Raw genomic sequence first — 22,219 nt, 5'->3', positions numbered from 1 at the left:
TATTCTAGCATGTAGAGATGCATTTTTTAATACAACGGTGAAACCATACTGTACCATACGCATAGCGTATGGTTTTAATTACACAAATAAACAGGGATATAAAAATCATAAACAACTGATTTTTTATATCCCTAACAATTTGTACTCAATTATTTTGCGCCTTCTATTTCAACGCCTTTTAATGTGTAATCTCCACCGTATTTATGGTTTTGCCAATTTTTAATATATGGCTGTCTCAATCGTGCAGACCCTGTTTGGAATAATGGAGATATGGATGCTGAATCTAAAAATTCTGATTCTGCATCTTGTAATGCTTTAATACGTTTGTCGCTATTTTCTGGTTTTAACATTTCATCTGAATTGGCTTCTTCTAACGCTTTATCATATGCTTTGTTAGCATATCCTGTTTGGTTATGCGGTGAATCTGATGTAAATAAATCTAAGAATGTTGTTGGATCTGGATAATCTGGGAACCAACCTGCAAATGAAATATCAAAGTCTTTTTTAGATTCAAGTGCTAGTTTTTGTTTAAATGGTTGTTGTTTAATTTTTAAAGTTACACCAGGTAAATTTTTCTCTACTTGTTCTTTAACAAATTCTCCTGCTTTTTTAGATTCATCTTCATCATACGTTAGCAATTCAATTGTAAATTTATCTTTACCTAAATCTTTTTTCGCTTGTTCAAGATGTTCTTTTGCTTCTTTTTTATTATAGCTTAGTGACGATTTCACACCTTCTGTATAATCTTTATCGTCGCTATCTTTCACGAAGTCTTTAATCATTAATGTATCTAAAGGTTTAGAACCATTGTTCAACAACGAATTCACATATGATTTCTTATCAATTGATTTCGCAATTGCTTTTCTTAAATCTTCATTTTTTAAGTTCTCATTTTTCTCTTTATTAATTCTGAAGAAGTAACTTCCTGATGTTGCTTCAGTAGAAAAATCTTCTCTGTCTTTATATTTTTTAATGTTTTGCGCATCTAAACCAACCATGTCTAGCTTACCTGTTTGATACATATTAATGGCTGTTTGCGTATTTTTAACAACTTTAACGTTCACGTCTTGAACTTTGACTTTATCTTTATCCCAATATTCATCGTTCTTTTCAAGCTTCCATTTATCTTCTGGTTTCCACTCTGTTAATTTATATGGTCCATTAGATAATGTCGTCTTAGCTGTTGTTCCAAATTTGTCACCTTGCTTTTTAACAAACTTTTCATTTTGAGGCATGTATGAACCGAATGCTAATAAACTTTCCATCCAAGGTACATCTTTAACGAGTTTAATTTGAAGTGTGTGATCATCAATCGCTTTAACACCTAATTCTTCAGGCTTTTTATCACCTTGCGTAATGTCTTTTGCATTCTCTATATTTTCAAACATATATGCAAATTCTGCAGCTGTATCTGGATCAACCGATCTTTGCCATGCAAATACAAAATCATGTGCAGTTACTGGGTCTCCGTTAGACCATTTGGCATTATCTCTTAATTCAATTGTCCATGTTTTCCCATCACTAGACTTTTTAGGTTCATCTTTTGCAACACCTGGTATAGGTTTGTCATTCTTGTCTAATACATATAAGCCTTCTAACGTTTGAGCAAAAGTTGTAAATGAAACTTGGTCAGCTGCTAATGATGGATCCATAGTTGGTATATCATCCCCTGATGATAAATTAAGTTCATTTTTAGTTTTGGATTGTTTAATATTACTACCTTTTTCATCTTTGTCATTACTACACGCTGACATAATAAGCATCAATGAGACAACTATCATAAATATGACTTTATACTTTTTCATTTTTAATGCGCCTCCTCATTATTGTGTCAAACATCGTGAATATATAAAGAAAAGCAATCAATGTTTCCATTGATTGCTTTCATTCACTTTTATTTAGCTCCAGCGATTTCTACTTCTTTAAGTGAGTAGTCTCCACCGAATTTATGTGGTTGCCAGTTTTTAACGTAAGGTTGACGTAAACGTGCAACACCTTGTTGATAAAGTGGTCCAATTGAAGCTGAGTCTAAGAACTTAGTTTCAGCATCTTGTAATAATTTAGTACGTTTAGCACTATTTTCATCTTTTAACATTTCATCAGAATTAGCTTCATCTAATGCTTTATCGTACTCAGCATTTGCATATCCAGTTTGGTTATGTGGACTATTTTTCTTGAATAAATCTAAGAATGTAGTTGAGTCTGGATAGTCAGGACCCCAACCAGCGAATGAAATGTCATAATCGCCTTTAGATTCTAACGCTAATTTTTGTTTGAACGGTTGTTGTTTAATTTTTAAAGTTACACCTGGTAAGTTTTTCTCAACTTGTTCTTTAACGAACTCAGCTGCTTTTTTAGATTCATCAGCATCATATGTTAATAACTCGATGTTGAATTTATCTTTACCAGTTGCTTTTTTAGCTTTTTCTAATAATTTCTTAGCTTCTTCTTTGTCATAATTTAATGGAGATTTAACGCCATCGATGTAGTCTTTACCGTCTTTGTCTTTAACGAAATCTTTAACCATTAATTTATCTGAAGGAACAGAACCATTGTTTAATAATGATTTAACATATTGTTCTTTATCAATAGATTTTGCGAATGCTTTTCTTAAATCTTCATTTGCTAAATCTTTATTCTTAGTTTTGTTAATTCTAAAGAAATAGTTAGAAGAGTTTAATTGAGTAGAGAAGTCTTCTCTATCTTTGTATTTTGTAACGTTTGAAGCATCTAATCCAACAGTATCTAATTTACCAGTTTGGTACATGTTAATAGCTGTTTGTACTTCTTTTACAACTTTATAGTTAACTTCTTTAAGTTTAACTTTGTCTTTATCCCAATATTCTTTGTTTGGTACAAGCTTCCAATTATCTTCAGTTTTCCATTCTTTCATAATGAATGGACCGTTTGATAATGTAGCATCAGCAGTAGTCCCGAATTTCTTACCTTGTTTCTCAACGAATTTTTCGTTTTGAGGCATGAATGAACCGAAAGCAAATAGACTTTGCATCCAAGGAACGTCTTTAATTAATTTAACTTCTAAAGTATGATCATCAATTGCTTTAACGCCTAATTCTTCAGGTTTTTTCTTACCTGCAGTGATGTCTTTAGCGTTTTCGATGTTTTCAAACATGTATGCATATTCAGCTGCTGTGTCTGGATCTACAGTTCTTTGCCAAGCATAAACGAAGTCATGTGCTGTAACTGGATCACCATTTGACCATTTTGCATTGTCTCTTAATTTGATAGTCCAAGTTTTACCGTCTGCAGATTTTTCAGGATCTGCTTTTGCAACACCTGGTGCAGGATTATCATCTTTATCTAATACATATAATCCTTCTAAAGTTTGGTTAAACGTAAAGAATGATACTTGGTCTGTTGCTAAAGATGAATCCATAGTTGGAATATCTGATGTTGAAGATAAGTTTAAGACGTTTTCAGATTTTTCACTCTTAACGCCGCCTTTACCACCTTCGTCACTTTTAGAACCGCCACCACTACATGCTGCTAACGTTAAAACAGCTGCAACGAGTATTGACAATAAAACCGAAATCTTCTTCCTCATATAGCTTTTCCCCCTTGTTTTCTTTCCCCTGATTAATCAGAAGAGTTATTATAATTATATTTTAAAAATGTATGAATAACAACAAAAATTCACACAATTTTCAAACAATTGTTAAAATACGATAAATCTAGATTAAAAACTATAATATTATGCTTCTGTTAAATCAAAGTCTTTATTATAGTTGGCCTTCTTCTCAGCAAATTCTTTTTCAGAACAATATACAAAGTGATCCGGACCTACTTCTCTTAATTCTAGTTTGTCGTCGTCTTCATATTTATGTATATCTGGATTATATGAAGATCTTGTTCTTGTTCGTTCAGAATCAGGATCTGGTAATGGAATCGCTGATAACAATGATTTAGTATATTCATGTTGAGGATGCTTATAAATTTGGTCAGATGGTCCAAGTTCAACCAATTTACCAAAGTACATTACACCGATTCTATCTGAAATATATTTAACCATTGATAAATCATGCGCGATGAATAAGAACGTAATGCCTTTTTCATCTTGTAGCTTTTGCATTAAGTTAACAACTTGTGCTTGAATCGAAACGTCAAGTGCAGAGATAGGTTCATCTGCAATAATGAATTCTGGTTCAACAGCTAATGCACGCGCAATTCCTAACCTTTGTCTTTGTCCACCAGAGAACTCATGTGGATATCTATTAGCATGCTCTTTATTTAAACCAACTGTTTCAAGTAATTCGTAAACACGTTTTTTTCTTTCTTCTTTACTTGAAACGAGTTTGTGAACATCTAAACCTTCAGCAATTATATCCATAACTTTAAGACGTGGGTTTAACGATGCATATGGATCTTGGAAAATCATTTGCATACGACGATTAAATCGTAATAAGTCTTTACGCTTTTTGATATTTTGTATATCAACGTTATCAAAGATGACTTTCCCGTCAGTTGCATCATATAGTTTAATAAGTGTGCGTCCCGTTGTGGATTTACCACAACCAGACTCACCAACTAAACCTAATGTTTCACCTTTAAATATTTGAAACGAGATATCATCTACCGCTCTTACCTCATTTTTCTTGCCTACGTTGAAATATTGCTTTAAATTTTGAACATCAATCAGTACTTCTCTTTTATCAGCCATTAGAACGTCACCCTTTCTACACGTTTTGGCTTGTCAAATTGATCTGGTGTTGCTTTTTGTTTTAATTTAACAGCTTCTGGTAATTCTACTTTAGGTGCTCTTTCATCTAACAACCATGACTTCACAAAGTGTGTAGGTGAAATTTGGAACCAAGGTGGCTCTTCCTTAAAGTCAATATCTAAGGCATATTCACTACGTCTAGCAAAAGCATCTCCAACAGGTGGCTTGATTAAATCTGGTGGTGTTCCAGGGATAGCCAAAAGTTCTGTATCATGAGATGTTTCTAAACTTGGCATAGATGATAGTAAGCCCCATGTGTATGGATGTTTAGGGTTATAGAAAATTTCATCAACTGAACCAGTTTCTACAATTTGTCCACCATACATTACTGCTACTCTATCTGCCACGTTAGCTACTACACCTAAGTCATGTGTAATAAAGATAATAGAAGTATCTATTTTATGTTGTAATTCTTTCATCAATTCTAATATTTGTGCTTGAATCGTTACGTCTAATGCTGTTGTAGGTTCATCTGCAATTAAGATTTTAGGGTCACAAGCTAATGCTGTAGCAATAACAATCCTTTGTCTTTGTCCACCAGAGAATTGGTGAGGATAGTTATTAAACCTTTCTTTTGCTTTCGGTAAACCTACTAAATTTAAAATATCTAATGCGCGCTTTTTCGCATCTTGTTTAGATAATTTTTGATGCTTAATAAGTGGTTCCATGACTTGCTTACCAATCTTCATAGTTGGATTGAGTGAAGTCATAGGATCTTGGAATATCATACCAATCTCTTTACCACGAATCTTCTGCATTTCTTTTTCGCTTAATTTTGCAATATCTTTCCCGTCAAACAAGATAGAACCGTCTTTAATTCGACCTACTTTTCTAGGCAATAAGCGTGTTAATGCTTTAGTCGTAACAGATTTACCTGAACCTGATTCACCAACTATCGCAAGTGTTTCCCCTTTATCTAAATAAAAGTCTACACCTCTTACTGCTTGTACTTCCCCCGCGTCAATGTCGAAGGAAACATGTAAGTTATTTACTTCTAATATTCTCTTAGCCATAATTAATTTCCTCCTTATTTACGCATTTTAGGGTCAAACGCATCTCTTAAACCATCACTGAATAAGTAGAAGAATAAGATTAATAAACTTAATACTGTTGCTGGTACGAATAATTCATGTGGGTAAATCAGCAACATTTTTCTACCTGTATCAACTAATGAACCTAGTGATGCTTGTGGTGCTGGAATACCTAATCCAATGAAGCTTAAGAATGCTTCGAAGAAAATTGCACTTGGAACTGTAAACATTGACGTTACAATAATTGGGCCAAGTGTATTTGGTAAAATATGTTTAAAGATTAATTTAAAGTTAGAAACCCCTAATGTTCTTGATGCCATTACGAATTCTTGTTCTTTAATTTTCAAGAATTGTCCACGTACAATACGACTCATACCGAGCCAACCTGTTACGGACATGGCTAAAATAATTGTCCATATAGATGGATCAAATAGTAATACGAATAAAATTACGACGATTAAGTTTGGAATAGAAGAAAGTATTTCTACAATACGTTGTAAAATATCATCTATTCTTCCTCCGAAGTAACCTGATACAGCACCGTAAATAACACCGATAAAGATATCTAGAGCTGCCGCTACAACACCGATGAATAAGGATACTTGTGTACCTCTCCAAGTACGTGTCCATAAGTCACGCCCAAGTTCATCCGTACCGAACCAGTAATTTTCTTGAACGTTTTGACTTTCATATAAGTCAAAGCCATCTCTATCAGTACCATCAAATGGTAAGAACGGAACTTTATCTAATACTGGAATTTTCGGTGGTAAGTTCGCATGTGAAACGTTTTGATCACTGAATTTATGATCGTTCATTAATGGTCCTACTAAAGAAAGAATTGTCAGTAAGATAAGGAATATTAAACCAACAATCGCTAGTCTATTCCCTACAAGTTGCTTCCAAGCATCTTGCCAGAATGTACGACTTTTTCTTTCGAATTTTTCTTCTACTACTTTATCTCTTCCATGTAATACAAAGCTTTCTGCTGGCATACCTTGTGTTGAGTGTGTAACAGAGGCGTTATCATAACCGCTATTATTTAACTTGTTATCATCATTATTAGCCATTATTTTTTACCTCCTTCAACACGGATTCTTGGATCTACTAATCCGTAAAGTACATCAACTAAAAAGATTGAAATAATAAATAAGAAACTGAATAGTAATGTTAAAGCCATAATGACTGGATAGTCATTTGTTTGTATTGATCGAACGAATTGGTCACCTAGACCAGGAACGCCGAATATATTTTCAATTGTCAAAGTACCTGTTAAGATACCTGCTAACATTGGAACGATAATCGTAATGATTGGAATTAATCCATTACGTACTGCATGTCCAAAGATAACACGTGCACTTGACATCCCCTTAGCTCTTGCTAATTCTATGTAATCAGAACTTAGGACCTCAATCATTTCAGAACGTATATAACGTGCAATTGTTGCTGTTACACCTGCTGCTAACGCAATTGATGGTAATACAGCAGTCATAAATCCACTCCAACCTGCTACAGGGAATATTTGCCATTCAACAGCAAATACATATTGTAGTAGTACAGCTAGAACGAATGATGGAACTGAAATAAATATTACCGATAGGAAGGTGGCCCCATAGTCTACTATTGTATTTTGCCTGATTGCAGCAACTATACCTAATAATAAACCAGTAATAGTTCCTAAAATCATCGCATATGTACCCATTTCTACAGATGGTCCAAGTCTAGGTTTAATTAAACTCCAAACCTCTCTGTTATCGTATTGGAATGAAATACCAAAATCACCTTTTGCGACATTTTTTAAATAGTTCGCGTATTGTACTGGTACAGGATCATTCAAACCATACTTTTCATTTATAATAACCTTCTGCTCTTCTGATAATTTCTCATCGTTGTACGGTGAACCCGGTAACAATTTCATTAAGAAAAATGTTATCGTCATAATTAAAAACAATGATATGAACATATAAATAATACGTTTCAAAGTATATCTAACCATTGTTTTGCCTCCAATCCCCTTATCGAATTCATATTTCTTTTAATATTCAGAAATATTTATATACATTATACAGAATTTATACAATGTAAATCAACACGAATATTCAGAATTTTGAATATGAAAGTGTTCAAAATAATAGATTATTTTATTACGATAAAGCGACAACGCGATATCGATATACACTTTAATAGCATAAATATACAACATTTGTTTACTAATTACCTATTTTTTCTAATTTTCAGTCATTTACTATGTAGTAGCATACAATAATTATACATAAGTAAAATTACACTTATTTTTTTATTAAGTTCCACAAAACATAAATATTTTTTTCTAATCTGTTATAATACACTTAAATCTAATGATAAGAGGTAGGTAATAATGAAATTTTGGGGTATTTTTACTATAGGTTATATTGGCCTATTTGCTGTCCTTTGTCTTATCTTTTTAAAAGACCTAGATCAAGCAGCTAATATATACTTTTACATCATGACAATTGCTTTTGCAGCAAGTTGGATTGTTGCGATGAAACAAGATGGCGTTGGAGAAGTTTCTAGACAAGCAGTTCGGAAGTTTAATTTTCATATGAAGTCTAAAGCGTCACAAGATTATTTGAAAGACGATGAAATCATGAATCCAAATATGAAAGAACTACATTTAAAAGAAAGAACAATACATAACTGGGTATTACCTTTTGTCGTATTAAGTACATTATTTTTTATTATCTCAATCTTTCTAGGGTTTATCGTTTAATATTTTTCATAAATAAAAAGCAGAAACACCAACTTTTCATTGGTATTTCTGCTTTATTTTTATGAGCTATTTTTGATATTTTTTGAAGACTAATACTGCATTATGTCCACCAAAGCCTAAGCTGTTACTCATAGCGTACTCAATATCTAATTTAGCCGCTTCATTAGGCGTATAGTCTAAATCGATTTCTGGATCTGGTGTGTTTGCATTAATTGTCGGAGCGACAATACTATTTTCAATTGATAAAGCCGTTAAGATTGATTCAACTGCACCAGTTGCACCAAGTAAATGACCCATCATTGATTTAGTTGAACTTATTTTTAAGTTCTTAGCTGCATCACCGAAAGTAGATTTAATAGCTAATACTTCATATAAATCACCAATTGGTGTACTTGTACCGTGTGCATTTAAATATTGGATATCTTCTGGTTTAATACCAGCATCTTTAATGGCTGCTTGCATTGCACGAGCACCGCCTTCTCCATTTGGAGATGGAGCTGTTATATGGAATGCATCCCCAGTTGATCCATATCCTACTACCTCAGCATAAATATGTGCACCACGTGCTTCAGCTGATTCTAATGATTCTAATACAACTACACCAGCACCTTCACCCATGATGAAGCCATCTCTTCCTTCTTGGAAAGGACGACACGCTGTATTTTTGTCAGGATTTGTAGATAATGCTTTATTCGCACTGAAACCTGCAATAGCCATTTCTGTTATAGGTGCCTCTGTACCACCAGCTAACATAACATCAGCATCACCACGTTGGATGATTTTAAATGCATCACCTATAGAGTTTGTACCTGTTGCACAAGCAGTAACTGTACAACCATTTGGACCTTTAGCGCCTAAATCTATAGATACTTGACCAGTTGCCATATCTGGAATCATCATTGGTACGAAGAAAGGACTTACACGTTTTGGACCACGTTTTAAAAGCATATTGTGTGAGTATTCGAATGTTTCCATACCACCAATACCTGAACCAATCCAAACACCTACACGATGACTATTTTCATCTGTAATTTCATATTTAGAATCTTTTAAAGCTTCACGCGCAGCAACAATTGCATATTGCGTAAATCTGTCCATTTTACGAGCATCTTTTTTCGGAATATGATCATCAATATTGAAGTCTTTTAATTCACCCGCTAATTTAGCTGGAAATTCAGAAACATCAATCCTTGTTACTTCGTCTATGCCGTTTTTACCGTTAATTGCATTTTCCCAAGTAGTAGGCACGTCATTTCCTAAAGGATTTAATGTACCTAAACCAGTCATTACAACACGTTTTTTCTCTGTCATTATCCAATTTCCTCCTATTTACCCCAGCGTAACGTTATGGCACCCCAAGTCAGGCCGCCACCAAATCCAACTAGGACTATTGTATCGTTATCTTTTATTTTACCTTGTTCTAATTCATATGCAATACTTAAGGGTATTGAAGCTGCAGATGTATTCCCGTATCTATCTACAGTTACACTCATCTTCTCTTTAGCAATACCTAATCTTTCACGAGCAGATTCCATAATTCTGATATTAGCTTGATGTGGTACAAACATATCGATGTCTTCTGATTGTAGACCTGCTTTTTCTACTGCTTTAGTTGAAGCTTCACCCATAATTCTAACTGCAAACTTAAAGACTTCACGTCCATTCATTTGGATTGTATTAGCATCCATATCTTGATATAGGTGTGGTCCACCATTACCATCTGAACCAAGCTCAACACTTAGTATACCTTTACCTTCTGATACTTCGCCAATGATAGCTGCGCCAGCACCATCACCAAATAATATAGCTGTACTTCTGTCATTCATATCTGTAATTTTCGTTAGTTTATCAGCACCAACTACTAATACATTTTTATAAAGACCAGATTGTACAAATTGTTGTGCAGTTACTATACCATAAATAAAACCAGTACATGCAGCAAGTTGATCCATAGATGGCACTTTATTTAAACCTAATCTTTTTTGTAACGTAGTTGCTACAGTTGGAAATGGTTTATCCCCTGTTGAAGTTGCTACGATGATCATTTCGATTTCTTCTTTATCTAGACCTGAATCTTCAATCGCTCTTACCGCAGCTTCGTATGCTAAATCACTTGTATCTTCAGTATCATCAGCAAAACGTCTTTCTTTTATACCAGTCATTTTTGTAATCCATTCATCTGATGTATCTAAATAACTTTCAAAATGTTCATTTTTTACCACGCGTTTAGGCGCATATGCCCCAAAACCTTTTATACCAATATCCATTATATTGACACCTTCTTATAATCTGTTGTTATTATCAGGTACTAATTTAACATACTTATACCATTATACACAAGCACAGACTCACTTTTAAAAATATTTAAATCGTTTTCATCATATAAGGTATACAATTTATAAAAAGTTAATTATAATGAATGATATGACATTAACAGTTACGGAGGATAAAAAATGCAATACATCTTAACTTTTATATGGGCATTCTTATTATCACAAATGATAAACTTTGTTTTACATAGTTTAGGCGGTTCAGATGAAGCGCTAAATTTTGTTAGTCCAACTATTTATGCAATCATTTTTACAGTTGTTATTATTCTTTTAGATGCTTTAGTTGGTAAATCTTCTTCGGACAAACAAAGTACACAACATTCATAAAAAATTCCCGTCAATTATATGACGGGATTTTTTGTTTGTGATTAACTATATTTTTTCTGGCTTATATTCACGGTTTGTACAGGGGCGTTGTGAACACTTTTCGCCAAACTTGTTCATAACGGGGGCGTTAGTTACAAAAATCGGTCAAAGTGTTACTATGGGCGGCTATAATTACAAAAGTCGGTCAAAGTGTTACTATGGACCGCTATAGTTACAAAACTCGGCCGAAGTGTTACTATGGACCGCTATAGTTACAAAACTCGGCCGAAGTGTTACTATGGACACTCGTTATTTGCACTTCTAATCAAAACTGCTAATAACACACCCACTATTTGCACTTCTCACCTAACTTGCTAATTACTACCTTATACACAACACCAAAAAAATCCCGCCAATTACATGACGGGATACTTTATTATGCATTTACTTCAAATTTAACTTCACCATCTACTAAGTGTACGTTTACTATTGTACCTTCTTTTAATTCTTGACCGATCATCAATCTTGCTAATGGTGTTTCAATTTGTCTTTGTACAAATCGTTTCAATGGTCTTGCACCAAATTGTGGTTCATACGCTTCTTCAGCTATCCACTCTTTCACATCTTGGTCTACACTCACTTTGATGTGTTGATCTACTAATCGAATGTTTAAGTTTGTAATAATATGATCTACGATATGACTCATATCTTTAATAGAAAGTGGTTTGAATAATACGATATCATCCATTCTGTTTAATATTTCTGGTTTAAAGTATGCATGCAAGCTATCGTCTACTTGTTTTTTAGCTGATTCTTCAATTTCACCATTTTCAGTAACGCCATCTAATAAATATTGTGATCCAATGTTACTTGTCATAATGATAATTGTATTTTTAAAATCAACACTGCGACCTTTTGCATCTGTTAATCTACCTTCATCTAATAATTGAAGTAATACATTAAACACATCATTGTGTGCCTTTTCAATTTCATCTAATAAAATAACTGAATATGGTTGTCTTCTAACCGCTTCTGTTAATTGGCCACCTTCTTCATAACCTACATAACCTGGAGGCGCACCAATCAAACGTGCTACAGAGTGTTTTTCCATATATTCACTCATATCAATTCTGATCATATGTTTTTCAGAATCAAATAATGTTGCTGCTAATGTCTTAGCTAATTCAGTTTTACCGACACCAGTAGGACCTAAGAATAAGAAACTACCAATCGGTCTATTTGGGTCTTTAATACCTGCTCTTGCTCTTACAACAGCATCTGACACTAAATCTACAGCTTCATCTTGACCAACAACTCTTTCATGTAGAATGTCTGAAAGTTTAAGTAATTTTTCTCTTTCAGTTTCAACAAGTCTTGATACTGGGATACCTGTCCATTGACTGACGATATAACCAATTTCTTCATCTGTTACAACTTCTCTAATAAGTCGGTCATGATCAGATCCTGTTTCTTCAGCAAATGCTTCTTCTAATTCTTTTAATTCTGCTTCTATTTGTGGAATCTTGCCGTGTTTAAGTTCTGCTGCTTTAGCTAAATCATATTGATTTTCTGCATTTTCAAGCGCTTGTTTACTTTCATCTAATTCTGCTCTTTTATCTTGTAATGATTTGATTTGTTCTTTCTCTTGTTCAACTTTACTTTGTAATTGTTGTTGTTTTTCTTTTTCATCGGCTAATTCTTTTTGTAATTCTTCTAGACGAATTTGACTGCTTTGGTCAGATTCTGATTTAAGTGCATTTTCTTCAATTTCTAACTGCATCACACGTCTATTTACAGCATCTAACTCAGTTGGATTAGAACCCATTTCTGTACGTATTGTTGCACAAGCTTGGTCTACTAAATCTATCGCTTTGTCTGGTAAGAATCTATCTGTAATATATCTATCTGATAATTCAGTTGCTGCCACTAATGCTCTATCTTGAATACGAACACCATGGTGTACTTCATATCTTTCTTTCAAACCTCTTAAAATTGAAATAGTATCTTCTAAGTCAGGTTCTTTAACGTTTACTTTTTGGAAACGTCTTTCTAATGCTGAATCTTTTTCAATGTATTGACGATATTCATTTAAAGTTGTTGCACCGATACAGTGTAACTCACCTCTTGCTAACATTGGTTTAAGCATGTTACCTGCATCCATTGCACCGTCTGTTTTACCTGCACCAACTAACATATGAATTTCATCAATGAATAATAAAATTCTTCCTTCAGATTCTTTAACTTCTTTTAAGACTGCTTTTAATCTTTCTTCAAATTCACCGCGGAATTTGGCACCAGCTACTAATGCTGATAAATCTAATTCAAAAATTGTTTTATCTAATAGTGATTCAGGAACATCTCTTTTAACAATTCGTTGAGCAAGTCCTTCTACAATGGCTGTTTTACCAACACCAGGCTCACCTATTAATACTGGGTTATTTTTAGTTTTTCTACTTAATATACGAATCGTATTACGAATTTCCTCATCTCTACCGATTACAGGATCCATTTTCCCTTTTCGAACTTCTTCGACTAAATCTCTACCGTATTTAGATAATGCTTCATATTGTACTTCAGGATTTTGTGATGTCACACGATTCCCTCCTCTTATTTTATTAATAATTTCATTAATGACTTCTTTTTTATTGCCTACAATATCGATTGTTGTTTGGTCAACTTCGATGGCTGCTTTTAAGATATGCTCCATAGACATATAGTCATCTTGCATTTCTTCTTTAATTTTATCTGCTTTATTAAATAATTCATTAAGCTTTGGCGAAATATATTGTCCATATTGGACGTTATCACCTTTAACTACAGAATATTGTTTTAACTTTTGTTCATATTTATCTTTTAAAATTTCTGTATCAATATTTGCTCTTTCAAGCGTTCTTTTAAAAATACTTTCATCTTCATTTAATGCTGCAAGTAATACAGCTTCTATTTCAATATTTTGTAGTTGATATGATTGTGATAATTGTTGTGCTTGTTCAATTGCACTTTGTACGGAATATGTCATCTGATTAATATCCAAATGTATCACCTCTTTAAATTTTCAACGGCCAATAGTTTGACTATCTTTGACCTTAATTTGATTATATACCTTTCGACCTTCTTTGACAAATATAAAGCACCAAAATTACAAACCTTTTTTATGACATTTTATGGTAAACTATAAGTGAAATCATAAGGGGAAGTGATCTTTTGCAAACTACATATACAGAAGCAACTTCAATTATTGAGTATATTATTCAACATGGTCAACGACACCATTTTGATGCCCACCATTATATATACCATACTGGAGACTTATGTAATCATATTTATGTAATTGTAGAGGGAAAAGTCATTACACATCGCGTAATGGAAGACGGGAAAGAATTTAATACTAAACTATTAGGCAGACATAGTATTTTCGGTTCGACTACATTATTTTGTGGAAGAAAGACACATAGCCTTTCAGCAAGAGTAAAAGAAGCAGCTGTCGTATTTAGTATTCCTAAAGTACAATTCGAAGAAGCCATTTTAAACGATGAAGTGCTTAAATATGAATGGTTACTGTGGGTACAAAATGAAAACGAAAAAAATGAATATCAAATTAGAGATGTCTACACACTTGGTAAAACAGGTGCATTCTATTCAATATTGATTAAATTAGCAAATACATATGGCATACAAGATGAAAATAGCATTTTGATCAATGTAGATTTAACCAATCATGAATTAGCCAATTTTTGTAATGTAACAAGAGAAAGTGTTAACCGTATGTTGAGTAATTTAAAGAAAGAGAAAATCGTCTCCATCAATCATAAGAAAATCACAATACACGACTTAGATTATTTAAAGCGAGCCATCAATTGCGAAAATTGTCCTTTATCCATATGTAGGATAGAATAAGGATTAAGATTTTAAAACCTTTATTCTATAAGGAGGATATCAATGAAAAACTTAATCTGGATTATTCTAGGTTTATGTAGTTTAGCCTATTCTATAAATTTATTTTATAATGCAATTTTTAATAACAAGCCTTTGAATCCTGTTACCACTATCATATTGATATTCGTTATATTTTATATCGTCTATGCTTTAATCTCAGACAAGCATAAGAAACCAAAGTCTAATAATAATTAATTTCAGACAAATAACTATAAACAACAAAAGCAGTAGAGATCATGTTTTAAACATGATCTCTACTGCTTTTTGATTACTTTTAGCTTACACCTAATGCAATTTTAGCGTAACGTGACATTTTGTCTTTGCCCCATGGTGGATTCCAGACAATGTTAACTTCTGTTTCTTTAATTTCAGGTAATTCTGCTAATGCAGTTTTAACCTGATCTATAATTTGTGGCCCCATTGGACAACCCATAGAAGTTAAAGTCATTTCTACTGTGCATAATCCTTCGTCGTCTAAGTCAACGTTATATACAAGACCTAAGTTAACTATGTCTATTCCTAGTTCTGGGTCAATTACATTCTCAAGTGCACCGATAATACTATCTTTCATTGCTTCTTCCATATTTTCACCTCATTCTAAAAGTTACTATATATAATATATCAAATTTAAAGCATGGGTTAAAGAAAATGATATGATATTATTGTATGTATCATAAAGAAAAATGGTAAGGAGTTATCGATATGGAAAAACATTTAATTTGTTTAGATTTAGATGGCACATTATTAAACGATGAAAAGCGCATCTCACCTTTTACTAAAAAAGTATTACAGTATTTAAAAAAATCCGGTCATGAAATTATGATTTCAACTGGTAGACCATATCGAGCAAGTGTGGATTATTACAATGCAATGAATATGAATACCCCGATCATTAATTTTAATGGTGCTTATATTCATCATCCAACAGATAATAGGTTCCCAACGAAACATGAACAATTTGATACTCGTATCGCATACAAAATTTATAAAGATATTAGTCAACTTGATATTAAAAATATTATTGCTGAAGTTAAAGACCAAGTGTATATCAACAACTATGATCAATCATTATTTGAAGGATTCAGTATGGGCAATCCTGAAATAAAATATGGAGAACTTGATCAATTACTACCTGAATCTCCTACGAGTTTATTAATTCAAGCAGAAGAAAGTGAAATTCCACGTATTAAAAGGCATTTAAATAAACACTATGCTGAATTTATAGAACATCGTCGTTGGGGTGCTCCATTTCCTGTTATTGAAATTGTTAAAAAGGGTATTAACAAAGGTAAAGCGGTAAAATATGTCGCTGAATATTTAGATATAGATTTTGATAATATTATTGCTTTTGGTGATGAAGATAATGATTTTGAAATGATTCAATTTGCCAATTATGGTATCGCAATGGGAAATGCTATTCCAGAACTTAAAGAAATTGCAACAGAAGTTACAGACACTAATAATAATGATGGTATCGGAAAATACTTAAACAAACATTTTGACTTAAATATGTAAGGGGATTTTTACATGAAAATGATCGTGGATAGTGGTTCAGATTTAACGTTATCTCAAATTGAAGAAAAAGGATTTTACTTCTTACCTTTCGGAATTGTCATTGATGATCAAAATAAAGTTGATCAATATGAAATCTCAAACGAAGAAGTATTAGCAGCAATTAAAAACAATAAACATCCAAAGACGAATCAAGCTACTATGGAACAAATGACAAAAGTATTTACTGAAGTTGCAGAAAAGAAAGAACAAGCCATTTACTTAGCTTTTAGTAGTGCTTTAAGTGGGACATATCAAACGGCTTGCTTAGTTAAAGAACAAGTGAAAGAAACATACCCAGACCTTGATTTAACGATTTACGACACATTAAGTGCATCAATGGGATGCGGTAAATTAATTCTCGATGTACAAGATAAAATTGAACAGTCCTATACTTTTGAAGAGCTTGACGCTTATATTAAAGAGCGAATTGATAAAATTAGACACTTATTTACAGTTAAAGATTTAAACTATTTAGCTAGTGGTGGCAGACTTTCTAAAGGACAAGCATTTTTAGGTAATTTATTAAATATTAAGCCACTCCTTCATGTTGAAGAAGGTAAACTTGTTCCGATTGAGAAGCATCGAGGCTCTAAAAAATTATGGCATGCCATTATTGATAAGATGAAAAAAGAAAATAGTGATTACTCTGGTGACATTATTTATATGACACATGCTGATGATATTGAAGAAGCAGAAAAAATTAAAGCACTGATACAATCAAATCTTTCACCTAAAGATGTTGTCATTTCAAATATCGGACCAGTTATATGTTCACACACTGGTAGTGGCACAGTCGCTATATTCTATTATAAGGAGTGATGGTAAGTGGCTAAAATTATCGTAATCGGTGCAGTTGCTGGAGGCGCAACAGTTGCATCGCAAATTCGACGACTTGATCCGGATAGTGATATTACAGTTTATGAAAAAGATAGAGATATGAGCTTTGCAAACTGTGGCCTTCCCTATTATTTAGGAGAAGTCGTAGAAGATAGAGATATGATGTTATCAGCGACACCTGATCAATTTAAAGAGAAAAAACATATTACAGTTAAAACTTATCATGAAGCAATCGAATTAAATGATGCTAAAAAAACAATCACGATTAAAAATCATGAAACTGGTGAAATTTTTGAAGATGTATATGACAAACTTATTTTAAGTCCGGGTTGTCGTGCAAGACATTTAGGTTTTCAATCTGACCGTGTATTCACATTAAGAAACTTAGTAGATACTGACAAAATAGAAGACTTTATTCAAAAAGAAAATGTTCAATCTGCATTAATTGTCGGTGCTGGTTATGTGAGTTTAGAAATTTTGGAGAATTTATATAATAGAAATATCCATACAACTTTGATACATCGTAGCGACCACATTAATAAAAGTATGGATAAAGATTTAAATAAAGTTATATTTGATGAGTTAGAAAAACGACATATTCCTTATAAATTAAATGAAGAAATTGCGGATATTTCAGGACGAGAAGTAACTTTTAAATCCGGTATAACAGAGTCATATGACATAGTCATTACTGGTGTTGGAATTGAACCCAATAGTGATTGGTTAAAATCATCTTCACTTAAATTAAATGAAAAAGGCTATATCCCAGTAAATGAATATTTCGAAACGAATTTAGATGATGTATATGCATTAGGTGATGTGATTGAAACATTCTATAGACATACAAAGAAACCAACTAGTGTCACTTTAGCTTGGGGTGCCCATAGAGCAGCAGTATTAATCGCTGAAAATATTACTTCAAATTCATCAAGTCCTAAAGCTACTTTCAAAGGTTTACTTGGTACAAATATTGTGAAAATGTTTGATTATGCATTAGGTAGTGTTGGCGTTTCAGAAAGTGAACTCTCAAATTATGATTATGAAGTAGTTGAACAAACTCAAAAACAACATGCTGGCTATTATCCTAGTGCCGAACCACTTACATTACGCGTTTATTTTGATAAAGCAACACGCAAAATATTACGTGCATGTGCAGTCGGTAAAGATGGTGCTGATAAACGAATTGATATTATAGCTACAGCAATAATAGGAGACCTAACTGTAGACGAACTACGTGATATCGAGATCGCTTATGCACCACCATTCTCTAGTCCAAAAGATATTGTTAATATGATTGGTTATAAAGCACAATCAATATAAAAGCATGTGAATTATAATAGAGCGACCCGAAAACGATGTTTTCGGGTCGGTAATTTTATTTATCGGCCTGTAAATCCTGTTTTCGGGTCGATATTTTATTTTATCGGTCCATATTTCCCGTTTCTGGACCGATAATTATTTTTATCGGTCCATATTTCTCGTTTCTGGACCGGTAATTTATTTTATCGGTCCATATTTCTCATTTCTGGACCGGTAATTATTTTTATCGGTCCATATTTCTCGTTTCTGGACAGGTATTTATTTTTATCGGTCCAGAAACACACTCCTAACCCCTTACTACCTCTAACAATGAAAAAAGCTGGGACACGGATGTCCCAGCTTTACATATTATTGATTATTCTTTTGTCGTTTACTTCTTCTTGATACTAAGAAGATAAATAATCCAAATAATAGGATTACAAGTACTGCTGCAACTAAATAACTATTATTCAGTCCTCTTTCATTAATAATTGCGTATAGTTCACTTTCTTCTCTATCCGTAATTAAGTCATATCGATTATCTTTACCTTTAATATTATCTCCTAATATAAGGCCAGATAGCATTTTATTTTTTTCAATAAGCTTATCATCTAATGTGACTTTTTTAGACTTACTACTATCGTTAATATTCAAGATATAATCAATCGTATTTGTGTCATAATAAAACAAGTTTGTGCCTTTATCATGCGGCAATACTTTCACTTTACCTTCATACAATTCCTGATATTGTTTAAAGGTATCAGCAATTTTTTCTAAATATTTTATAACTTCTTTATCCGTTCTAAAGTTCTGTAGCTGATTGATTGTTTCGATTTTCGAACCGTTTACAGCTATTTCTGTACCATAGTTCATCATAACTGGACCTTTATATCCCCACATATATGTCATTAATTGTTTAATACGTGTTCCAGGGAATTTGTTCTCATCTGCAGCATGCTTTGTGAAACGTTCTGTAAACCAAGTGTCTGCAATGAGTACTTCACCTTTTTGGTTATAATCAGGAATTTCGGTATTTTCAGTTTTAAATGCATTTTGAATAGCGGTACGTGTACCATTTGTCGATAAATGTTTGAAGTTCTTAGCGTTTATGCCGTCTTTATTAATGATACCGTATGTATCCAATCCTTCTGGTAGAAACGCCTCAGCATCTATACCATCTTGAACGATATTCATCGAAACACCATCGACATGATATTTATCAACAAAATTTTTAACTTTCGCTTTGTAAATACCTTGATTCTCACTATTCTTCAAATCTATGAATTGCTCATTTTTAAAGTATGATTTTTGAATTTGATTTAAATCACCAGATGTAGATTGCTTAAAATCATCTGTATATGTAACTGGCATATCAACGATGATTTTCATATCTTTATGATGCACTTTATCAATTAATGATTTGAATGCTTTTTCTCCACCTAGCACTTTGTCAATATCATCATAGTTTTTCACTTTATATCCTAAAAAATCTTTCTGATCATGTGAAAAGACTGGTGAAATATGTATCGTATTAAATCCCATATCATGAATATAATCTAGCTTTGATTCAATCCCTTGGAAATCCCCTCCAAGTGGTAAATCTTTCGATTGATTATTATTTTTAATCATCTTATTGTTGTCGTTATTTCCATTCATAAAACGATCAACCACTAAACTATAAATTCTAGGGTATTTAACATCCTCGTATTCTTTCTCTTTCGCAAAAACATAGCTACTAAAAAGTGGTGCGATTAATATAATCGATATGATTATTTTTGTCCATTTATTCATTTATTCAACCCTCTTTATTACCCAATTAATTCTATTATACTAAAACGTTTACTTAACTGATAGAACTACATGAAATTGTCATAAATAAATTCAATAAAAAAATCCATTCATGTCTTGTATATACAAAATCATGAATGGATCTTAAAGTGGCTATTAACCAAAGTGTAATACACCCATTGGTAAATAACTACCTAATAAAATCGTTAATACCATTACAACAATTGTTGCAATGAATAATCCTTGGCTGTTTTTATTCTTTTTCTTCTTAGCAATTGTCACTTCAATTAAACCAAGAACTGCAAGTCCAAGAATAAATTTAATACCATATAGCATACCGTTAATTCCCATAGCTTGTATGAAAATAACAAAACCAGAAATTAAAGTAAATACCATGAATAATCTTAAGACCATATGCACTGGTTTATTTGTAACTTTCATGTAGACAACGAAGAATAAGATAATCGTAACTAACCAGCTAAAAATATGGAAATGTATCATATTTAGTTCCCCCCAAATATTCATATTTCTTTTCCAATAGCATTATAACATAGGAACAATTAGAATAAGCCCATTTTTGCAAAAGCAAATATTAAAGTTAGCGCATAATTCACAATTTATTCAAATGTTCGTCCTACTAAAAAGAATACCCCCTATTCCAAGTTTCTAACACTCGGTTTAGAAGGTACTCTTATATATTACTTTAATTATTTTTCACTAATGAATGTTGTTAAAGTTCCGATACCATCAATTGTTACTTTAATTTCATCACCAGGTTGTAAAAATTGTGGTGGGGTCATACCTGCACCAACTCCAGCCGGTGTACCAGTAGCAATGATATCTCCTGGATGCAATGCTACATATTTAGAAATTTCAGCAATTAATTCGTCGATTTTTAAGATCATTTCATTTGTATTACCATCTTGACGAATTTCATTGTTCACTTTAGTGACAATATTAACGTCTTCAGGTAATGGTAACTCATCTTTAGTTACGATATATGGACCCATTGGGCATCCACCTGTTAATGATTTAGAAAGGAATGCTTGATCGTGTTCCTTTTGAGCATTTCTATCTGTAATGTCATTGATGATTGTGTAACCATATACATAATCTAAAGCTAATCCACGTGGGATTTTCTCTCCATGCTTACCGATTACAACGCCTAATTCACCTTCATAATCTAACTTGTCTGTTACATCTTTATGATTCGGAATTTCTGCGTTATCACCAGTTAAAGATGATGCTGCTTTAGTGAATACATATAATCTATTAACTTTATTATTTAATTCTTCAGCGTGTTTTTTGTAATTACGTCCGAAAGCAATTACATTATTTGTAGGTGTTACAGGTGGTAAAAACTCGATATCCTCGAAGCTATATTTGTAATCGTCTTTCTCAGCAGATTCTTCTACTTTAACGACTGCTTTACGAACTGCTTCTTGGAAATCAACATTTATATTTAATTGTAAACCTTCTAATAATGTCTTAGGATTAAAACCTTCTTCTCCAAAGTCTGCAAATACTTTGCGTAAATCCCAAACCGCTTCTTCGCGTTTTACTTTCACACCGTATGAAGTGATATCTTTATGTTTAAAAGTTAAAAATTTCATTCACTCTGTCAACTCCTTCTTATTCTTAATTTCGATTATAC

Annotated in this window: 20 protein-coding genes; 7 read left to right on the top strand and 13 right to left on the bottom strand. The window is 32.7% G+C overall.

What is annotated here, in order from left to right; all coding sequences use genetic code 11:
* Positions 1-149: 149 nt before the first annotated feature.
* The 6 genes from LQ611_RS09185 to opp3b form a co-directional block, all read right to left on the bottom strand.
* Positions 150-1,805: a peptide ABC transporter substrate-binding protein gene (locus tag LQ611_RS09185; RefSeq protein ID WP_198051957.1), complete on the bottom strand. Its 1,656-nt coding sequence runs from the start codon at positions 1,803-1,805 to the stop codon at positions 150-152.
* An 89-nt stretch (positions 1,806-1,894) separates the two neighbouring features.
* Positions 1,895-3,565, bottom strand: coding sequence for a peptide ABC transporter substrate-binding protein (locus tag LQ611_RS09180; protein ID WP_239703224.1), 1,671 nt, complete (start codon positions 3,563-3,565; stop codon positions 1,895-1,897).
* Between the two features lie 147 nt (positions 3,566-3,712).
* Positions 3,713-4,678 carry an ABC transporter ATP-binding protein gene (locus tag LQ611_RS09175; RefSeq protein ID WP_107565304.1) on the bottom strand — a complete coding sequence of 322 codons (966 nt, stop codon included), beginning with the start codon at positions 4,676-4,678 and terminating at the stop codon, positions 3,713-3,715.
* The gene (locus LQ611_RS09170; protein ID WP_025905682.1) at positions 4,678-5,751 is read right to left on the bottom strand and encodes an ABC transporter ATP-binding protein; all 1,074 of its coding nucleotides are present in this window, start codon (positions 5,749-5,751) and stop codon (positions 4,678-4,680) included. The genes LQ611_RS09175 and LQ611_RS09170 overlap by 1 nt, the downstream gene beginning before the upstream one ends.
* Before the next feature lie 14 nt (positions 5,752-5,765).
* Positions 5,766-6,836 (bottom strand): oligopeptide ABC transporter permease, encoded by a 1,071-nt coding sequence (opp3C, locus tag LQ611_RS09165; RefSeq protein ID WP_107565305.1) that lies wholly within the window; start codon positions 6,834-6,836, stop codon positions 5,766-5,768.
* The gene (gene opp3b, locus LQ611_RS09160; protein WP_025905684.1) at positions 6,836-7,762 is read right to left on the bottom strand and encodes an oligopeptide ABC transporter permease; all 927 of its coding nucleotides are present in this window, start codon (positions 7,760-7,762) and stop codon (positions 6,836-6,838) included. The genes opp3C and opp3b overlap by 1 nt, the downstream gene beginning before the upstream one ends.
* A 381-nt stretch (positions 7,763-8,143) precedes the next feature.
* Here opp3b and LQ611_RS09155 point away from each other — a divergent pair, with 381 nt between their 5' ends.
* Positions 8,144-8,515, top strand: coding sequence for a DUF3899 domain-containing protein (locus LQ611_RS09155; protein ID WP_025905685.1), 372 nt, complete (start codon positions 8,144-8,146; stop codon positions 8,513-8,515).
* Between the two features lie 66 nt (positions 8,516-8,581).
* Here LQ611_RS09155 and fabF read toward each other — a convergent pair whose 3' ends face one another.
* A complete protein-coding gene (gene fabF / locus LQ611_RS09150; protein WP_025905686.1) occupies positions 8,582-9,826 on the bottom strand; it encodes a beta-ketoacyl-ACP synthase II in 1,245 nt (414 codons plus the stop codon).
* Positions 9,827-9,840: 14 nt separating this feature from the next.
* Positions 9,841-10,782, bottom strand: a complete 942-nt coding sequence (locus tag LQ611_RS09145; RefSeq protein ID WP_107565306.1) for a beta-ketoacyl-ACP synthase III — start codon at positions 10,780-10,782, stop codon at positions 9,841-9,843.
* Positions 10,783-10,968: 186 nt separating this feature from the next.
* On the opposite strand from LQ611_RS09145, the gene LQ611_RS09140 reads away from it, so the two are divergent.
* Entirely contained in the window at positions 10,969-11,172 is a 204-nt protein-coding gene (locus LQ611_RS09140) for a YjzD family protein (protein WP_025905688.1), read from the top strand.
* Positions 11,173-11,587: 415 nt separating this feature from the next.
* Here the strand turns inward: LQ611_RS09140 and clpB are convergent, their stop codons facing one another.
* Positions 11,588-14,185 (bottom strand): ATP-dependent chaperone ClpB, encoded by a 2,598-nt coding sequence (clpB, locus tag LQ611_RS09135; RefSeq protein ID WP_107565307.1) that lies wholly within the window; start codon positions 14,183-14,185, stop codon positions 11,588-11,590.
* A gap of 170 nt (positions 14,186-14,355) precedes the next feature.
* Here clpB and LQ611_RS09130 point away from each other — a divergent pair, with 170 nt between their 5' ends.
* Positions 14,356-15,048 carry a Crp/Fnr family transcriptional regulator gene (locus LQ611_RS09130; protein WP_107565308.1) on the top strand — a complete coding sequence of 231 codons (693 nt, stop codon included), beginning with the start codon at positions 14,356-14,358 and terminating at the stop codon, positions 15,046-15,048.
* Positions 15,049-15,090: 42 nt separating this feature from the next.
* Positions 15,091-15,282, top strand: coding sequence for a hypothetical protein (locus tag LQ611_RS09125; protein WP_107565309.1), 192 nt, complete (start codon positions 15,091-15,093; stop codon positions 15,280-15,282).
* Between the two features lie 79 nt (positions 15,283-15,361).
* Here LQ611_RS09125 and LQ611_RS09120 read toward each other — a convergent pair whose 3' ends face one another.
* A complete protein-coding gene (locus LQ611_RS09120) occupies positions 15,362-15,670 on the bottom strand; it encodes a metal-sulfur cluster assembly factor (RefSeq protein WP_037588867.1) in 309 nt (102 codons plus the stop codon).
* Positions 15,671-15,789: 119 nt separating this feature from the next.
* On the opposite strand from LQ611_RS09120, the gene LQ611_RS09115 reads away from it, so the two are divergent.
* The 3 genes from LQ611_RS09115 to LQ611_RS09105 are packed head-to-tail and all read left to right on the top strand — an operon-like array spanning position 15,790 to position 18,798.
* Entirely contained in the window at positions 15,790-16,602 is an 813-nt protein-coding gene (locus tag LQ611_RS09115; RefSeq protein ID WP_037588866.1) for a Cof-type HAD-IIB family hydrolase, read from the top strand.
* A gap of 12 nt (positions 16,603-16,614) precedes the next feature.
* Positions 16,615-17,460 carry a DegV family protein gene (locus LQ611_RS09110; protein WP_107565311.1) on the top strand — a complete coding sequence of 282 codons (846 nt, stop codon included), beginning with the start codon at positions 16,615-16,617 and terminating at the stop codon, positions 17,458-17,460.
* A gap of 6 nt (positions 17,461-17,466) precedes the next feature.
* Positions 17,467-18,798, top strand: a complete 1,332-nt coding sequence (locus tag LQ611_RS09105) for a CoA-disulfide reductase (protein WP_107565312.1) — start codon at positions 17,467-17,469, stop codon at positions 18,796-18,798.
* A 348-nt stretch (positions 18,799-19,146) separates the two neighbouring features.
* On the opposite strand, the gene LQ611_RS09100 is transcribed toward LQ611_RS09105, so the two are convergent.
* The 3 genes from LQ611_RS09100 to LQ611_RS09090 all read right to left on the bottom strand — a co-directional run bounded on the left by LQ611_RS09100 (position 19,147) and on the right by LQ611_RS09090 (position 22,178).
* Positions 19,147-20,568, bottom strand: a complete 1,422-nt coding sequence (locus LQ611_RS09100) for an alpha-amylase family glycosyl hydrolase (RefSeq protein WP_107565313.1) — start codon at positions 20,566-20,568, stop codon at positions 19,147-19,149.
* A 153-nt stretch (positions 20,569-20,721) separates the two neighbouring features.
* Positions 20,722-21,066, bottom strand: a complete 345-nt coding sequence (locus tag LQ611_RS09095; protein ID WP_107565314.1) for a YisL family protein — start codon at positions 21,064-21,066, stop codon at positions 20,722-20,724.
* Positions 21,067-21,272: 206 nt separating this feature from the next.
* The gene (locus LQ611_RS09090) at positions 21,273-22,178 is read right to left on the bottom strand and encodes a fumarylacetoacetate hydrolase family protein (RefSeq protein WP_204174792.1); all 906 of its coding nucleotides are present in this window, start codon (positions 22,176-22,178) and stop codon (positions 21,273-21,275) included.
* Positions 22,179-22,219: the final 41 nt, after the last annotated feature.

This window comes from Mammaliicoccus sp. L-M44 (assembly GCF_022386355.1).
Taxonomy (GTDB): Bacteria; Bacillota; Bacilli; order Staphylococcales; family Staphylococcaceae; genus Mammaliicoccus; species Mammaliicoccus sciuri_A.
Note: the sequence above shows the minus strand (reverse complement) of the source record. Positions and strands in the feature narration are given on the sequence as shown.

What these genes read in the sequence shown, in the direction of transcription:
- LQ611_RS09120 (WP_037588867.1), bottom strand. Translation starts at nt 15,670, where the DNA reads ATGGAAGAAGCAATGAAAGATAGTATTATCGGTGCACTTGAGAATGTA.
- LQ611_RS09185 (WP_198051957.1), bottom strand. Translation starts at nt 1,805, where the DNA reads ATGAAAAAGTATAAAGTCATATTTATGATAGTTGTCTCATTGATGCTT.
- LQ611_RS09090 (WP_204174792.1), bottom strand. Translation starts at nt 22,178, where the DNA reads ATGAAATTTTTAACTTTTAAACATAAAGATATCACTTCATACGGTGTG.
- LQ611_RS09175 (WP_107565304.1), bottom strand. Translation starts at nt 4,678, where the DNA reads ATGGCTGATAAAAGAGAAGTACTGATTGATGTTCAAAATTTAAAGCAA.
- LQ611_RS09115 (WP_037588866.1), top strand. Translation starts at nt 15,790, where the DNA reads ATGGAAAAACATTTAATTTGTTTAGATTTAGATGGCACATTATTAAAC.
- LQ611_RS09095 (WP_107565314.1), bottom strand. Translation starts at nt 21,066, where the DNA reads ATGATACATTTCCATATTTTTAGCTGGTTAGTTACGATTATCTTATTC.
- opp3C (WP_107565305.1), bottom strand. Translation starts at nt 6,836, where the DNA reads ATGGCTAATAATGATGATAACAAGTTAAATAATAGCGGTTATGATAAC.
- fabF (WP_025905686.1), bottom strand. Translation starts at nt 9,826, where the DNA reads ATGACAGAGAAAAAACGTGTTGTAATGACTGGTTTAGGTACATTAAAT.
- LQ611_RS09145 (WP_107565306.1), bottom strand. Translation starts at nt 10,782, where the DNA reads ATGGATATTGGTATAAAAGGTTTTGGGGCATATGCGCCTAAACGCGTG.
- LQ611_RS09155 (WP_025905685.1), top strand. Translation starts at nt 8,144, where the DNA reads ATGAAATTTTGGGGTATTTTTACTATAGGTTATATTGGCCTATTTGCT.
- LQ611_RS09170 (WP_025905682.1), bottom strand. Translation starts at nt 5,751, where the DNA reads ATGGCTAAGAGAATATTAGAAGTAAATAACTTACATGTTTCCTTCGAC.
- LQ611_RS09180 (WP_239703224.1), bottom strand. Translation starts at nt 3,565, where the DNA reads ATGAGGAAGAAGATTTCGGTTTTATTGTCAATACTCGTTGCAGCTGTT.
- LQ611_RS09110 (WP_107565311.1), top strand. Translation starts at nt 16,615, where the DNA reads ATGAAAATGATCGTGGATAGTGGTTCAGATTTAACGTTATCTCAAATT.
- LQ611_RS09125 (WP_107565309.1), top strand. Translation starts at nt 15,091, where the DNA reads ATGAAAAACTTAATCTGGATTATTCTAGGTTTATGTAGTTTAGCCTAT.
- LQ611_RS09140 (WP_025905688.1), top strand. Translation starts at nt 10,969, where the DNA reads ATGCAATACATCTTAACTTTTATATGGGCATTCTTATTATCACAAATG.
- opp3b (WP_025905684.1), bottom strand. Translation starts at nt 7,762, where the DNA reads ATGGTTAGATATACTTTGAAACGTATTATTTATATGTTCATATCATTG.
- LQ611_RS09100 (WP_107565313.1), bottom strand. Translation starts at nt 20,568, where the DNA reads ATGAATAAATGGACAAAAATAATCATATCGATTATATTAATCGCACCA.